Raw genomic sequence first — 14,477 nt, forward strand, 5'->3', positions numbered from 1 at the left:
GGTGGTCCGGGCGTTTTCTGATGCGGTGACCGCCCGGGGCATCGGATGCGGTGGCGGTCCGGGGCATCGGATGCCGTGGCGGTGCGGGGAATCGGATGCCGTGGCGGTCCGGCGTACGGGGCTCCGGGTCGGGCCGGCGTACCGGACTGCGGGCCGGGCCGGCGTACGGGACTGCGGGCCGGGCCGGCGTACGGGGCTCCGGGCCGGGCCGGAGTGCGGGGCTCCGGGCCGGGCCGGCGTACCGGACTGCGGGCCGGGCCGGCGTACGGGACTGCGGGCCGGGCCGGCGTACGGGGCTCCGGGCCGGACCGGCGTACGGGGCTCCGGGCCGGGCCGGCGTACGGGGCTCCGGGTCGGGCCGGCGTACCGGACTGCGGGCGTCAGGGGCCGTCCGCCGCCCCCTTGGGGATGCCGTACGCCCGCTCCGCGCGCAGCCGGAGGACCAGGCGGCGGTCGCGGACCATGGCCGCGCGGTAGTCCTCCCAGTCGGGGTGCTCGCCCAGGACGTCCCGGTAGAGGCGGACGAGTTCCTCGACGGTCTCGTCGTAGGGGTGCTCGGCGACGGGCGAGAGTTCGGCGGTGGCCTCGACGACGGTGTAGGCGCGGTGGTCGGGGGCGGACACGTGGTACGACGCCCGGGGGTCCCGGCGCAGGTTGCGGGTCTTGGCTCGGCCGTCCGTGACGGAGATCCGGACGACGCCCTCGTCCGGGTCGTAGTGGTGAGTGACGTTCGACAGCTGGGGGCGGCCGTCCCGCTTGAGGGTGACCAGTACGCCGTCGCGGCCCTCGGAGAGCAGCGCCAGCAGAGCGTGCTGCGTGGTGTCCTGAGTCATGTCCGGAACAACCCGCACGGGCTCCGCCGGCATTCCCCTCCCCCGCCCCGTCTCCGGCCGTGCCGGCGAGCCGCCCGGCGGGCCTTCCTCCGGGGTCTGCCGGTCGGAGCGACACGGAACACACCCTTCACGGCGTCGGAAAAGACCTTTTCCCGCCGTCCCTACGCGACCATGAGGTCTGAGGTCGTTCCGGCGGGGTATGCCGGATCGCACCTCGAACGAGCGCACCGGAGGAGAGCGATGGCACAGCTGCGACAAGAGGTCGACCCGAGCGAGGTCGGGCTGGACGCGAAGGCCCTGGACCGCCTCGACCAGCACGTCGCCCACCTCGTCGACGAGGGGCGCCTGCCCGGGTTCCTCGTGGCCGTCGCCCGCGGCGGCCGCGTCGCGCACCTCACCACCCACGGCCGCCGCGACATCGCCGCGGGGCTGCCCGTCACGCCGGACACGATGTGGCGGATCTACTCGATGACCAAGCCGTTCACCTCCGTCGCCGCGCTGATGCTGGTGGAGGAGGGCCGGCTCTCCCTCGACGACCCCGTCGCCGCCCATCTCCCGGCCTTCGCCGACCAGCGCGTCCATGTCTCCGGCTCCGGCTCCGGCATGACGACCCGTCCGGTCGGACAGCCCGTCCTCGTACGGCACCTGATGACCCACACCGCAGGGCTGACCTTCGCCTTCTACCACTGCCACCCCGTGGACGCCCTCTACCGCGAGGCGGGCCTGGAGTCGGCGGTGCTGCCGGGCTCGGACCTGGCCGAGACGGTCGAGGCGTACGCGCGTCTGCCGTTGCAGTTCGAGCCGGGCACGCAGTGGAACTACTCGGTCGCCACCAACGTCCTCGGCCGGATCATCGAGGTCGTCTCCGGGCAGCCCCTCGACGCGTTCCTCACCGAGCGGATCTTCCGCCCGCTCGGCCTGCCGGACGCGGGCTTCCAGGTCGACGGCGAGCAGGCGGGCCGGCTGGCCGAGCTGTACGGGGACACCGACGACGGCGGCCTCGAGCCGATCCCCGGCCTGCCGTTGTCCGGGCGGCCCCGGTTCCTGTCCGGCAGCGGCGGGATGGTCGCGACCGCGTACGACATCCACCGGTTCACCGAACTGCTGCGCCGGCGCGGCGAACTCGACGGCACCCGTCTGCTCAGGCCGGACACGGTGGACCTGATGACCCGCAACCACCTGCCCGGCGGCGCCGACCTGCGCACCGTCGGCAGCCGCCCGGCGCACGACGAGCCCGGCAACGACGGAGTCGGCTTCGGCCTCGGCGTCTCCGTGGTGATCGATCCGGAGCGCACCCAGGCGCCGTCCGGGCTCGGCACCTACGGCTGGAGCGGGGTGGCCACGACGACGTTCTGGGTCGACCCGAGCCGCGACCTGACCGTGCAGTTCCTGACACAGGTGAGGCCGAGGAGGTCGCTGAAGCTGTACCCCGACCTCAAGCGCCTGGTCCACGAAGCGGTCACGGACTGACGGGGGGCCGGGGTCTCAGGACCAGTGGGCCACCGCGTCCAGGTGGGGCAGGTGGTGGTCCAGCCGCTCCCGTTTGGTGCGCAGGTACGTGATGTTGTTCTCGCACGGCGGGATCAGCAGCGGCACCTGTTCGGCGACCTCGACGCCGTTGTCCGCCAGCGCCTCGCGCTTGCGCGGGTTGTTCGACATCAGGCGGACCGAGCGCACGCCGAGGTCCTTCAGGATCCCGGCGGCCACCCCGTAGTCGCGGGCGTCCACGGGCAGTCCGAGGGCGAGGTTCGCCTCGACGGTGTCCAGGCCCTCCGCCTGAAGGGCCATCGCCCGCAGCTTCGCGAGCAGTCCGATGCCGCGCCCCTCGTGCCCGCGCAGGTAGACCACTATGCCGCGCCCCTCGGCGACGACGGCCCGCAGCGCGGCGTCCAGTTGGTCGCCGCACTCGCAGTGCTGGGAGCCGAACGCGTCACCGGTGAGGCACTCCGAGTGCAGCCGCGTCAGCACGTCCTCGGTGCCGACCTGGCCGTACACCAGGGCCACCTGCTCGTCACCGCGGTCGTGGTCGAGGTAGCCGACCGCCTGGAAATTCCCGTACACGGTGGGCAGCGGCGCATTCACCACACGCTCCACACCGGTGCGCTGCGGGGACTTCTTGCCGAGGACGCCGATTTTTTCTGTCATGATCTGGTTCCTGGTTTCTGAGCGGAGACGAAAGGCCGGGAAATGCTGAGTGGTTCGGGAATACGGACGGACGTGTACGGGCCGCTGCCGGCGGACACCACGGAGGACGTACGCACCCGCGGCGCGGGCCTCACGACGCAGGTGGCGGTCCTGCCCGTCGGCAGCTTCGAACAGCACGGCCCGTACCTGCCGTTGGCCACGGACACGCTCGTCGCGTGCGCCATCGCCCGGGAGATCGCCGCCGCGTACCCGGTGCACCTGCTGCCACCGGTGACCATCGCCTGCTCGCACGAGCACGCGGCCTGGCCGGGAACCGTCAGCATCTCCTCCGTGACCCTTCACTCGGTGGTACGGGACATCGCGGCGTCGCTGCGCCGCTCGGGCGTCGAGGCCCTGGTACTGGTCAACGCGCACGGCGGGAACTACGTCCTGGGCAACGCGGTCCAGGAGTCGTCCGCCCGCGGCGAGCGGATGGCGCTCTTCCCGGCCCCGGAGGACTGGGAGGCGGCGCGGGAGCGGTCCGGGGTGTCGACCTCCTTGCTCACCGACATGCACGCCGGGGAGATCGAGACCTCGATCCTGCTGCACGCCCATCCGGAACTCGTCCGGCCCGGTTACGAGTCCGCCGATCTCACCGCGGACGACCGTCGCCATCTGCTCACGCTGGGAATGTCCGCCTATACCGATTCAGGCGTCATCGGCCGTCCTTCCCTGGGGTCCGCGGAAAAGGGGAAGGAACTGCTGGCGAGCCTGGCGGATTCCTTCGGCGCGTATTTCTCGATACTGACGGAACCGGCCGGGACCGCCGATTCGGCCGAAATCGAAACGGGAGTCGGAGGCGGAGCCAAGGCTGGAGTGGAAGCCTGAGCCGAAGCCGGAGTGGAAGCCGGAGCCGAAGCCGAAGTGAAAGCCGGAGCCGAAGCCGAAGTGGAAGTCGGCACCGCGGCCGATGCGGGACTCGGGGCCGCGGGGGGCGAGCGCGGGTAGCGCCCGTCGGGCGCGTGGCCGGGACCGGCGTCCGCCACGGCGCTCCCGGCCGCGCCCGCGCCCGCCGTCGAACCGGCCGCCGCCGTCCCGCTCCGCAGGCCCTCGTACCAGCGCACGACGAGGACGACGGCGCCCGGCAGCGCGGCAGCGAGGCTCAGCACCCCGTACACGACGGCGACCGCCAGTCCGGTGTGCGCGCCGAGGCCGGCCGCGCCGAACGCCCAGGCGGTGACGCCCTCCCGGGGGCCGAAGCCGCCGACGTTCAGCGGCAGGCCCATCGCGAGCAGGGCAAGGACCGCGAGCGGCAGCACCGTCAGGACGGGGGCGGTGGTGCCGGCGATCCGGGCGGCCACGACGAACGTCGCGACGTGCCCGGCGAGGACGACCACGGACGACAGGGCGACACCGGGCCCGTTGCGCCGGGACAGCAGCCCCTCGCGCGCCTCCGCGAGCGCCGCCCGCGCCCGCCCGCCGCGGCGCCCCGCCGGGGAGTTCATCCGCACGGCCAGGACGACGGCGAGCGCGCCCACCGCGCCGAGCGCGGCGAGCGGCGCGACGTGCCGTACGTCGGCCCTGACCGGGGACGGCAGCACCAGCAGGACCGTCAGTCCCCCGGCGGCCAGCACGAACTGGCCCGCCGTGCGCTCCAGCACCACGGCCCGCACCCCGCGGCCCACGTCACCGGCGCTCCGCCCGTGCCGCACCGCGCGGTGCACGTCGCCGAGGATGCCGCCGGGCAGGGCCGCGTTCAGGAAGAGTGAACGGTAGTAGTCGGCGACGGCCGGCCCGAGCGGCAGCCGGATGCGCAGACCGCGCGCCACCAGCGCCCACCGCCACGCGCTGAACACGGTGGTGACCGCCCCGATGCCCAGGGCCGCCAGCAGCGCGGCCAGGTCGATCCGGCGCACCCCCTCCAGGAGGACGCCGGTGCCCATCCGCCACACCAGGACGGCGAGGATGGCGACTCCGGCGAGCGTCCCGAAGTGCGCACGCACACCCCGCACGACCCGCACGACCCGCGACCGCCTCGCGGCGCCCGGGGCGTCACCAGAAACCGTTCCTCCCGAAGCCGTTCCCCTCGAAGTCGTCCGAGCCGTAGCCGTCCGAGCCCCAGTCGTCCGAGCCGTAGCCGTCCGAGCCCCAGTCGTCCGAGCCGTAGCCGTCCCAACCGAAGCCGAAGCCGAAGCCGCCGAAGCCGCGGCCGTGGCCGTGGCCGTGGCCGTCGCAGCCATGCCCGCCGAAGCCCCGTCCCCCGGGACCACGTCCGCCTGGACGCCGTCCGCCTGGACGCCGTCCGCCGCCGCCCCGGCCCGGGACGGGCACGAGGTGGTGCCGGTGACCGCCGGGCTCGTGCCCCGCCGGGGTGGCGCGGCCCGCCGGCGGCGGGCGGGCGGCGCCGCGCCCTCGGGGCGTGCCACTGGCGGCGCCGCGCCCTCGGCGCGTGACGTGGGCGGCGCCGTGCGCGCCAGGGCGCCCGCGGTGTCCGCGCTCATCACGCGCCGCCCGTCGGCCGCGCGAGGGCGAGCAGGTCGCCGTGGTGGACGGTGACGCGCAGTTCGCCGGCCGCGCAGGCGGCGAGCCGGGCGGTGAGGTAGGTCCGGGCGCGGGAGGCGAGGCCGGGGCGCTGTTCGACGGCCGCGCCGACCCAGCCGCGCAGCCACTGCTCGGTGAGGGCGGCCTCGCCGGGGCCGAGCCGCCAGGCGCTGGGGTGCACCTTGACGGTGGCGCCGTGCTCGGCGAACGCCTCGCAGGCGGCGGTGACCGCGTCGGGGCCGAGGAGGCCGCCGCGCCGCTGGTGGTCGTTGAAGGCGGCGGCGATCTCCTCGTCCAGGGGGTCGTGCGGGGTCAGTTCGACGCGGCCCGCGACCGACAGGGTCAGCAGGGCCGGGCAGCCGGCGCCCGCGCAGGCCGCGGCGAGGGTCTCGACCTCCTCGCGGGTGAGGACGTCGAGCAGCGCCGAGGCGGTGACCAGCGAGGCGCCGACCAGGGCGTCCGGGGTGAGCCGGGCGACGTCGCCGCGGCGCGTCTCGACGGTGACGCGGCTGCCGTCGGCGGCGGCGCGCGGGGAGGCGACGGCCGCGAAGTGCAGCAGGTAGGGGTCGCGGTCGTGGAGGATCCAGTGCTGGGCGCCGTCGAGACGGGGTGCCAGCCAGCGCCCCATGGAGCCGGTGCCGCAGCCCAGGTCGTGCACGGCCAGTCCGTCGCCGCGGCCGGGCAGGTTGGCGAGCCGGATCCGCAGCGGGTCCAGCAGGTCCACCGACCGCGCGGCCGCGTCGGCGGGCTCGCGCAACTGCAGCCACTCGGGGGCGTAGCGGGGCGGCTCGTCGGCGTCGGCGTCCTCGCGCAGCCGTACGGTGGGCCGTTCGCCGGGGCGGGCCACGGGCCCGGCGCCCCCGATGACGGCCGGCGGGCCGGCGCCCTCGACGACGGCCGGCGGTGCCGCGTCCGGGGTGCCGTTCCCCGGGCCGGGCTGGGCCGGGATGTGTCCCACCACGCGTGCCACGTCCGCCGGGGTCGCCGTCGTCTTCCTCATGCCGCCCTCCGGGGTTCGCCGGGAAGCCGGCCCAGGACGCCGGCCAGGCTCTGGGCGGTGGACGCCCAGCCGTTCAGGGCCGCGCGGCGGCCGCGGGCGGCGGCCTTCAGCCGGCGCCGTACGTCGGCCTCGCCGAACCAGCCGCGCAGTTCGGCCGCGAGGGCGGCCGGGTCCTCCGGCGGGACGAGGATGCCGGGGACACCGCCGTCGGGGGCGCGGCCGACCGCCTCGGGCAGTCCGCCGACGTCCGTCGCGAGGACGGGGATGCCGCGCGCGAGGGCCTCGGTCACCGCCATGCCGTAGGTCTCGGCGTAGGAGGTGAGGACCATCAGGTCGGCGCCGGCGTAGGCGGCGTCGAGTGCGGCGCCGGTCCTGGGGCCCGCCAGCTCCAGCCGGTCCTGGAGGCCGTACCGTTCGATGAGGGCGCGCAGACGGGCGACGTACGCGGGGTCCTGGCCGAGACCGCCGACGCACACGCAGCTCCACGGCAGGTCGGTCACCGCGGCCAGCGCCTCCACCAGCCGGTGCTGGCCCTTGCGCGGGGTGACGGAGGCCACGCACAGCAGGCGGGAGACGCCGTCGGTGCCGGAGGCGAGCGGGGCGATGTCGGCGCCGGGAGCGGCGACGTGGACCGTCCGCGGGGCGAGGCCGTGGTGGGAGACGAGGCGGCGGACCGCCCAGTCGCTGGTGGCGATCACGGCGGCGACGGCGCGCAGCACCTCGCGTTCCCCGGCGTCGAGTTCGGCCGCCACCTCGGGGGCGAGGCCCCGCTCGTCGCCCAGCGGGAGGTGGACGAGGACGGCGAGCCGCAGGCGCTGCGCCTCGGGCACGACGACCTCGGGGACGCCGCAGGCGACGAGCCCGTCCATGAGGACCACCGTGCCGTCGGGCAACCCGGCCAGGGTGCGGGCGAGTTCGGCGCGGGCGGCGGCCCGGGGGCGGGGCCACTCACCGGGCACGAGGTGCTTGTGGACCTGCCAGCCGAAGCCGGGCAGGTCCAGGCAGACCCGCCGGTCGTAGGCGTTGCCGCCGCTGGGGTTCGCCGGGTCGTCGACGCCGCCCGGCATGACGAAGTGCACGGAACGCAGGGACATGGGGACGATCCCGCCGATCTGAGGGACCGCCGCCCGTGCGGGCGCGGTCGGCGCGGGCGCGGTCGGCGCGGGCGCGGTCTGTGTGGGCGCGGCCTGCGCGGGCACGGCCTGCGCGGGCACGTACGCGAGCGGGGTCTGCGGCACGGTCTGCACGGCCTTCTCCAGGGTCACGTCGGTCACAGGGCACGCTCGTAACTCGCCCAGGCGACGTGCGACTCGTGCAGGGTGACGGAGAGGGAGGCGATGCCCCGGGCGCCCTCGCCGAGAGCGCCCTGGTGGATCCGCTCGGCGAGCCGGTCGGCGATCACCTGGGCGAGGAACTCGGTGGAGGTGTTGATCCCGGCGAAGTCGGGCTCGTTGTCCAGGTTCCGGTAGTTCAGCTCGCCGGTCACGGCGCCGAGTTCCTGGGTGGCCAGTCCGATGTCGACGACGATGTTGTCGTCGTCCAGCTGCTCGCGACGGAAGGTGGCGTCCACCAGGAACGTCGCTCCGTGCAGGCGCTGCGCGGGTCCGAAGACCTCGCCGCGGAAGCTGTGGGCGACCATGATGTGATCGCGGACGGTGACACTGAACAACGGACGACCCTCCAGGTGCGGCGCGTCTGGTCCCCCGGCCGTCTGCCGCCGGAGGATGCCGTGTAGTACGGCTCTTCGCTTCCCCGTGTTCAGCCGACTCGCACTCTTTTCTCAGGTCAGGCGCTCCACCGCGGGGAGGGTGACCGGTTCGCGGCCACGGGGACGGTGACCGGTCAGTGGTCCACGGGGACGGTGACCGGTCAGTGGGCCGCGGGCGCGTACCGGACGCGGTGGCACAGCGCGGGCAGCTCCCCGGAGGCCAGCCTCGGCATCACCTCCGGCAGTTCCTCGAACGCGCTCTCCCCGGTGACCAGGGCGTCGAACGCCGGATCGGCGAGCAGGCCGAGGGCGAGGGCGAGCCGGTCGGCGTACGTGCGGTGGGCGCGGGCCGGGGAGACGGTGCCGACCTGGCTGCCGCGGATGACCAGGCGCCGGGAGTGGAAGGCCTCGCCCAGCGGGAGGGAGACCCGCCGGTCGCCGTACCAGCTCAGTTCGACGACCGTGCCCTCGGCGGTGAGGAGTTCCAGGGAGCGGGCGAGTCCCTGCTCGGTGGCGCTGGCGTGCACGACGAGGTCGCAGCCGCCCGACGCCTCCTCCGGGGTGGCGAATCCGACGCCGAGCGCCGCGGCGACGTCCGCCCGCGCCGGATCGGCGTCGACCAGCTCCACCCGTACGCCGGGGAAGCGGGCGAGCAGCGCGGCGACCGAGCAGCCGACCATACCGCCGCCGACCACCGCGATCCGGTCGCCGACCAGCGGTGCCGCGTCCCACAGGGCGTTGACGGCGGTCTCCACCGTGCCGGCCAGGACGGCCCGTCCGGCGGGCACGGCGTCCGGGACGACCGTCACGGCGGACGCCGGTACGACGAAGCGGGTCTGGTGCGGGAAGAGGCAGAACACGGTGCGGCCGGCCAGCGCGTCCGGGCCCTCCTCCACCACGCCGACGTTGAGGTAGCCGTACTTCACCGGCGCCGGGAAGTCGCCCTCCTGGAACGGCGCGCGCATCGCCGTGTGCTGGCTGGCGGGTACTTGGCCGCGGAAGACGAGGGTCTCCGTGCCGCGGCTGATGCCGGAGTACAGCGACCGGACGACGACCTCGTCGCCGGCGGGGTCCGGCAGGGCGACGTCGCGGATCTCGCCGTGACCGGGCGCACCGGTCCAGAACGCACGTGCGGAGCTGTTCATCGGCCTCCTCCTGAACGATCGGGGAACTGCTCACGTACCGAGGTGCACAGGCCGCGCACAGTACGCGGCGCTGATCGACTCTGTCACCAGGCCGGAGGATGTGCGGTGGCCCTGAACGACTTTCACGACGCTCACGACGCGAGGCCGGTCCAGCAGGAGACCGCGGTGGGAGCGGGCGTGCAAATCCTGGTGCTGGCCCTGCTCGGCACGGCGATCGGCATGGGGCCGGCGGGCTGGGTGACCGGGCTCGTCTTCGCCGTCGCCCTGTGGGCGGTGCTCGCGCGGGCGCTGCACCGCTCCGGGCTGCGGTCCTTCGGTCCGGCCAACCGGGTCACCCTCGGCCGTGCCACCCTGGTCGGCGGGGTGACGGCGCTGGTCGCGGACTCCTTCGCGAGCGCGCCGCCGGTCTCGCCGCTGGTCGGCCTGACGGCGGTGGCGCTGCTGCTCGACGGTGTCGACGGCAAGGTCGCCCGCCGCACGGGCACGTCGACGGCGCTGGGCGCGCGCTTCGACATGGAGGTCGACGCGTTCCTGATCCTGGTGCTGAGCGTGTACGTGTCGACGGCGCTGGGCCCGTGGGTCCTGCTGATCGGCTCCATGCGGTACGCGTTCGTCGCGGCGGCCCGCGTCGCCCCCTGGCTGAACGCGCCGCTGCGGCCGAGCACCGCCCGCAAGACGGTCGCCGCGCTCCAGGGCGTCTGTCTGCTCGTCGCGGGCGCGGACCTGCTGCCGTACCCGGCGAACATCGGCGTCGTACTGCTGGCCCTGGCCTCGCTGGTGTGGTCCTTCGGCCGGGACGTCCTGTGGCTGTGGCGGACCGAGCGGGCGGCCAAGGCGCGGCCGGCGTCGGTGGCACCGGTGCTGGAGCTGGCGGGCCGTTGACCCGAACTCCGGTGTGGGACGGGCGGGTTCAGGGTCCGGCGGCCGGCTCGACCGCCGGCCGGGAGCCCCCGTCCGCGGGCCCGTCCGCCGGTCTGCCCACCGGCCCCTCCGCCGGTCCGTCCACCAGCCCCTCCGCCGGTCTGCCTACCGGCCGGTCCACCGGCCCCTCCGCCGACCCGCCCACCGGCCCGCCCATCGACCCGTCCGCCGGTCGCGCCGTACGGTCCCGTGGCCGCCCCGGGCCCTTCCGGGCGGCGGTCGGCCGCGGGGACCCCCGCCTCCCGGCGCCCGCCGCGGAGACGGCGAGGGCGCCGAGCAGGGCGAGGACGGCGGCCGGGGCCAGGACGGCCCAGGGGGCTCGTTCGGCGTAGGGCTGGTTCTCGGCGAGCAGCAGGCCCCACTCGGGGGAGGGCGGCTGGGCGCCGAGCCCCAGGAAGCCGAAGGAGGCCAGGGCGAGGGCGACGCCGGGCAGCCGTACGAGGGCGTGGCGGGCGACGGGCGGGAGGACTGCGGGCAGCAGTTCGTTCCTGAGCAGGTACCAGGGGCCGGCGCCCAGGGCGCGGGTCGCGGTGAGGTGGACGGTGGCGCGTTCCTGCCGCAGCAGCGCGGAGGTGTGCGCGGCGAGCGGCGCCCAGGCCACGACGGCGACGGCGAGGACGGGCGTGGCGGTGCCGCTGCCGAGGACGGCGGTGACGAGGAGGGCGGCGAGGACGGGCGGAACGGCGTTGACGGTGTCCACGAGCGGCCCGGACAGCCGGGGCAGGCAGCCGAGCAGCACACCGGCGGCCAGGGCGATCGCGCTGACGGCGAGGGCGAGCAGAAGGGTGTCGAGGGCGCCGTGCGCGACGCGGGCGAGCACGTCCCGGCCGAGCGCGTCGGTCCCGAAGGGGTGCGCGGTGGACGGCGGGCGCAGGCGGGCGCCGGTGTCGAGGGCGAGCGGGTCGCGGGGCAGGCCGAGGGCGATCACCGCGCACAGCGGGAAGGCGTGGACGTAGGGGGTGATCCCGCGGGCGGGCGGCGCCGGCCGGTGCGGCGTGTGCAGGGCGCCGTCGCGCAGGGCGGGGCCGATGAGGCGGCGGGCCGTGAGGCGGGCGGCGGCCGTGGCGGCGGCGGCGAGCGCGACGAGGAGGAGGGTGCCGGCCTGGAGGACGGGCAGGTCCTGGGCGATCGCGGCCTGGAGGGTGGTGCGGCCCAGGCCGGGGATGTCGTGGATCTGCTCGACGGCGACGGAGCCGCCGGTGAGTCCGACGACGAACAGCCCCAGGTTGGGCAGCAGTCCGGGCAGGCAGCGGCGCAGCGCCTGGCGGGCGATGCGGCGGCCGGTCAGTCCGCGGGCGGCGGCGGCCGTCGCCCACGGTTCGGCGAACGCGCCGGGCAACTGGTCGTCGAGGAGCCGCCCGAGCACCGCGCCCGCGGGCAGCCCGAGGGCGAGCGCGGGCAGCACGGTCCACTGCGGGCCGTACCAGCCGAGCGCGGGCAGCCAGCCCAGGTGCACACCGACGACGGTGGCGAGGACGGAGGCGGTGAGGAACTCGGGCAGCGCGGCGAGCACGGCCGGGCCCGAACCGCCGGCGGGCCGGTCGCCCAGCCGCCGGCGCGCGCCGAGGTACAGGGTGCGGGCGCACACGGCGGCGGCCGTGCCGGCGGCGACGACGAGCGCCACCGCCATCAGCAGCAGGGAGACGCCGAGGGCCTCGAGGACGGCGGGCGCGACCTCGCTGCCGGAGAGCCAGGACCGTCCGGCGTCCCCGCGCGGCAGCCCGGCGAGCCACTGTCCGAGCAGGTGCAGGGGGCCGTCGTCCAGGCCGAGCCCGGCCCTGATGTCGGCGAGCACCTCCGGCGTCGGATCACGGTCGGCGGACCGGGACTTGAGGACGGTGAGCGCCGGGTCGGTGTGGGAGAGCCACGGCAGCAGCCCGATCCCGCACACCAGCAGCGCGGCCAGTCCGGCACGCCACAGCAGCGCGCCCACCCTGTGCCCCATGGATCAGCGCCGCGTCCCGGTGCCGACGAGGGTGCGCTCGTAGGGGTCGAGCAGCACACCGCTGACGGAGGTGCCGACGCCGGTGATGACCCGCTGGTGGACCAGGGGCACGACGGTGTCGGTGGCGAGGATCGCGGCCTCGGCGGCCATGGCGGCGTCCTGCCGCTCGTCTGTGTCGGCCACCGCCTGGGCCTTGCTGACGGCCTGGTCGACTCGCTTGTCGCAGAGCAGGGCGAGGTTGTAGCCGCCGTCGCAGGTGAAGTCGCTCGCGAGGAGGGAGACGGGGTCACCGGTGTCAAGGAGGCTGTTGCGGGCGCCGACGAAGGCGTCGAACTCTCCGGCCAGCGCGTCGCTCTCCAGCCGCGAGTACTCGCGCACCTCCAGCGTCACCTTGAACCCGGCCTTCTCCAGCTGCTGCTTCACCACCTGGGCGACCTCGGGGAGTTCGGGCCGGTTGTCGTAGGTGGCGAGGGTGATGGAGGCGCCGTCGGGCTCACCGGCCGTGGCGCGCCCGGTGGGCTTGACGCGCTTGCCCTCGGCCCAGGTGACGGCCGGTCCGTAGACGCCGGTGCCGGCGTCGGCGTGTCCCTCGTAGACCCCCTTGGCGAGGGCGGGGGTGTCGACGGCGGCGCGGGCGGCGGCGCGCAGGGAGGCGTCCTCGAAGACCTTGGACTCGCTGTTGAGGAGCAGGCTCGTGGTGCGGGTGGTGGCGGTCTCCTCGCGGGTGTCCGCGTCGAGGGCGGCGGCCTGGGAGACCGGGATCGCCTCGGCGATGTCGACCTCGCCGGTGCGCAGGGCGTTGGCGCGGGCGGTGCCGTCGGAGATGAAGCGGGCGTCGACGCCGGAGGCCTGGGCGCGGCCGCCCCAGTAGTCGTCGAAGCGGTCCAGGCCGGCGCTGGTGCTGCCGTCGACCCCGGTGAGCTGGAAGGGTCCGGTGGCGGTGCCGACCGGATCGACGGCGTCCTTCTCCTCGTACGCCTTCGGGGAGAGGACGGCGAGGCTCGGGCTGGACAGGCGCAGCGGCAGGACGGGGTCGGGTGCGCCGGTGGTGACGCGGACGCCGGTGCTGCCGTCCGCCTTCGCGGTGAGGGTCACGCCGGACAGGGCGGCCGGGGCGGGCTCGGCCTCGGTGGCGTGGGTGAGGGCGGCGGCGACCGCCGCCGGGGTGACCTCCGTACCGTCCTGGAAGACGGCCTCCCGCAGGGTGAACAGCCAGGTGCGGTCGTCCTCGCGGCGCCAGGAGGAGGCGAGCGCGGGGGCGGCGGCGCCGTTGGCGTCCAGGGCGGTCAGGCCCTCGGTGACACCGAGACGGCTGAGGAGGGTGGCGTCGGCGCCGTACGGGGAGAAGTTCTCGGCGGGCGGGAAGGCGAGGGCGACCCGCAGCCGGGAGCCGTTCTCGGCGTCGGCCGTCCCGCCGCCGTCGCCGCCGGAGGCGAAGCAGCCGGCGAGCAGCGGGGTGAGCAGGAGGGCGGGAAGGAGCCGCGGACGGCGGAGGAAGGGCATGGGGGCTTACCGGCCTATGAGGTGGGGGGAGACGGCGGAGGGGAGGAGGGCGTCGAGGGGGACGTCGAAGTGCACGATCCCCTGTCCGCCGCCGGGATCCTCGCGCTCGTCGTGCACGACGGTGCCGACCGACCGCCAGAACCCCTCGGCGCCCTCCACGGCAGGGTCGGTGTGCAGGTACACGGCCCGGTATCCGCCGTCCGCGACGGCGAACGCGAGCAGCTCGGCGACCAGCCGCCGGGCGATGCCGCGCCGGCGGTGCCCGGGGCGGACGTAGATCCGGCGCAGTTGCGCGGTCGCACCGCAGGGGTAGCGCTCGGCCACATGCCGCGGGTTCGGCGGGTGGAGGGGACCGCGCGAGTCCAGCGCCCCGGTCCCGACGACCTCACCGTTCCCGTCGACCGCGACCAGCAGCGTGTGCCGCTCCGGCACCAGGTACGCGGCGGCCGGATCGATGATGTCCCCGTGCCAGCGGGGCACGTATCCGCTGCCGAAGTCGTGGTAGACGGTGTCCAGCATGACGGCGCGGGCGGCGTCGAGGTCGTGGGGGCGGGCGGGCCTTACCCGGTACTCGCGATACTCATGCACTTGCACATCATATGCATTAAGTGGAACGTCTTGATCACCTCCGCTGCGCTCACGGATATGACGGTGGCCACACCTCACCCGCGGAAGCGGCCGGCCGGGCGGCCACCCGATCGAGTGACGACGCCCTTCGCCGCCGGCCCCGGCCTGGCTAGCGTGGTCCCGTTCCAGA

13 protein-coding genes and 1 pseudogene are annotated in these 14,477 nt (G+C 75.4%); 3 read left to right on the plus strand and 11 right to left on the minus strand.

The window, feature by feature from the left end:
* Positions 1–380 precede the first annotated feature (380 nt).
* The gene (locus tag ACFV9M_RS15710; protein WP_385075538.1) at positions 381–833 is read right to left on the minus strand and encodes a PPOX class F420-dependent oxidoreductase; all 453 of its coding nucleotides are present in this window, start codon (positions 831–833) and stop codon (positions 381–383) included.
* A 240-nt stretch (positions 834–1,073) separates the two neighbouring features.
* Between ACFV9M_RS15710 and ACFV9M_RS15715 the strand changes: the two genes are divergently transcribed.
* A complete protein-coding gene (locus tag ACFV9M_RS15715) occupies positions 1,074–2,303 on the plus strand; it encodes a serine hydrolase domain-containing protein (RefSeq protein ID WP_385075541.1) in 1,230 nt (409 codons plus the stop codon).
* A gap of 15 nt (positions 2,304–2,318) precedes the next feature.
* Here the strand turns inward: ACFV9M_RS15715 and ribA are convergent, their stop codons facing one another.
* The gene (ribA, locus tag ACFV9M_RS15720; protein ID WP_385075544.1) at positions 2,319–2,978 is read right to left on the minus strand and encodes a GTP cyclohydrolase II; all 660 of its coding nucleotides are present in this window, start codon (positions 2,976–2,978) and stop codon (positions 2,319–2,321) included.
* A 42-nt stretch (positions 2,979–3,020) separates the two neighbouring features.
* On the opposite strand from ribA, the pseudogene ACFV9M_RS15725 reads away from it, so the two are divergent.
* Positions 3,021–3,683: pseudogene (locus ACFV9M_RS15725) on the plus strand (creatininase family protein); the annotation flags it as partial.
* On the opposite strand, the gene ACFV9M_RS15730 reads toward ACFV9M_RS15725, so the two are convergent.
* From ACFV9M_RS15730 to ACFV9M_RS15755, 6 genes are all read right to left on the minus strand, one after another.
* Positions 3,656–4,978 (minus strand): lysylphosphatidylglycerol synthase domain-containing protein, encoded by a 1,323-nt coding sequence (locus ACFV9M_RS15730; RefSeq protein ID WP_385075547.1) that lies wholly within the window; start codon positions 4,976–4,978, stop codon positions 3,656–3,658. The pseudogene ACFV9M_RS15725 and the gene ACFV9M_RS15730 sit on opposite strands and share 28 nt — an antisense overlap.
* Positions 4,979–5,009: 31 nt before the next feature.
* Complete coding sequence (locus ACFV9M_RS15735; protein WP_385102457.1) at positions 5,010–5,288, minus strand: hypothetical protein; 279 nt, start codon at positions 5,286–5,288, stop codon at positions 5,010–5,012.
* 169 nt (positions 5,289–5,457) lie between these two features.
* Positions 5,458–6,498, minus strand: coding sequence for a hypothetical protein (locus tag ACFV9M_RS15740; RefSeq protein ID WP_385074222.1), 1,041 nt, complete (start codon positions 6,496–6,498; stop codon positions 5,458–5,460).
* Positions 6,495–7,772: a glycosyltransferase family 4 protein gene (locus ACFV9M_RS15745; protein ID WP_385074219.1), complete on the minus strand. Its 1,278-nt coding sequence runs from the start codon at positions 7,770–7,772 to the stop codon at positions 6,495–6,497. The genes ACFV9M_RS15740 and ACFV9M_RS15745 overlap by 4 nt, the downstream gene beginning before the upstream one ends.
* Entirely contained in the window at positions 7,769–8,167 is a 399-nt protein-coding gene (locus tag ACFV9M_RS15750; protein WP_385074216.1) for a 6-pyruvoyl tetrahydropterin synthase family protein, read from the minus strand. The genes ACFV9M_RS15745 and ACFV9M_RS15750 overlap by 4 nt, the downstream gene beginning before the upstream one ends.
* Positions 8,168–8,367: 200 nt before the next feature.
* Positions 8,368–9,351: a zinc-binding alcohol dehydrogenase gene (locus ACFV9M_RS15755; RefSeq protein WP_385074213.1), complete on the minus strand. Its 984-nt coding sequence runs from the start codon at positions 9,349–9,351 to the stop codon at positions 8,368–8,370.
* Between the two features lie 105 nt (positions 9,352–9,456).
* Here ACFV9M_RS15755 and ACFV9M_RS15760 point away from each other — a divergent pair, with 105 nt between their 5' ends.
* The gene (locus ACFV9M_RS15760) at positions 9,457–10,233 is read left to right on the plus strand and encodes a CDP-alcohol phosphatidyltransferase family protein (RefSeq protein WP_385074211.1); all 777 of its coding nucleotides are present in this window, start codon (positions 9,457–9,459) and stop codon (positions 10,231–10,233) included.
* 28 nt (positions 10,234–10,261) lie between these two features.
* Here ACFV9M_RS15760 and ACFV9M_RS15765 read toward each other — a convergent pair whose 3' ends face one another.
* From ACFV9M_RS15765 to ACFV9M_RS15775, 3 genes are read right to left on the minus strand one after another with little or no spacing between them, the layout of a single operon-like run.
* Complete coding sequence (locus ACFV9M_RS15765; protein WP_385074209.1) at positions 10,262–12,217, minus strand: ABC transporter permease subunit; 1,956 nt, start codon at positions 12,215–12,217, stop codon at positions 10,262–10,264.
* Positions 12,218–12,220: 3 nt separating this feature from the next.
* On the minus strand, positions 12,221–13,720 hold the full coding sequence (locus ACFV9M_RS15770) for an ABC transporter substrate-binding protein (RefSeq protein WP_385074207.1): 1,500 nt from the start codon (positions 13,718–13,720) through the stop codon (positions 12,221–12,223).
* A 6-nt stretch (positions 13,721–13,726) separates the two neighbouring features.
* Positions 13,727–14,239 carry a GNAT family N-acetyltransferase gene (locus tag ACFV9M_RS15775; RefSeq protein ID WP_385074226.1) on the minus strand — a complete coding sequence of 171 codons (513 nt, stop codon included), beginning with the start codon at positions 14,237–14,239 and terminating at the stop codon, positions 13,727–13,729.
* Positions 14,240–14,477: the final 238 nt, after the last annotated feature.

The sequence above is a fragment of the Streptomyces sp. NPDC059895 genome (genome assembly GCF_042731035.1).
Taxonomy (GTDB): domain Bacteria; phylum Actinomycetota; class Actinomycetes; order Streptomycetales; family Streptomycetaceae; genus Streptomyces.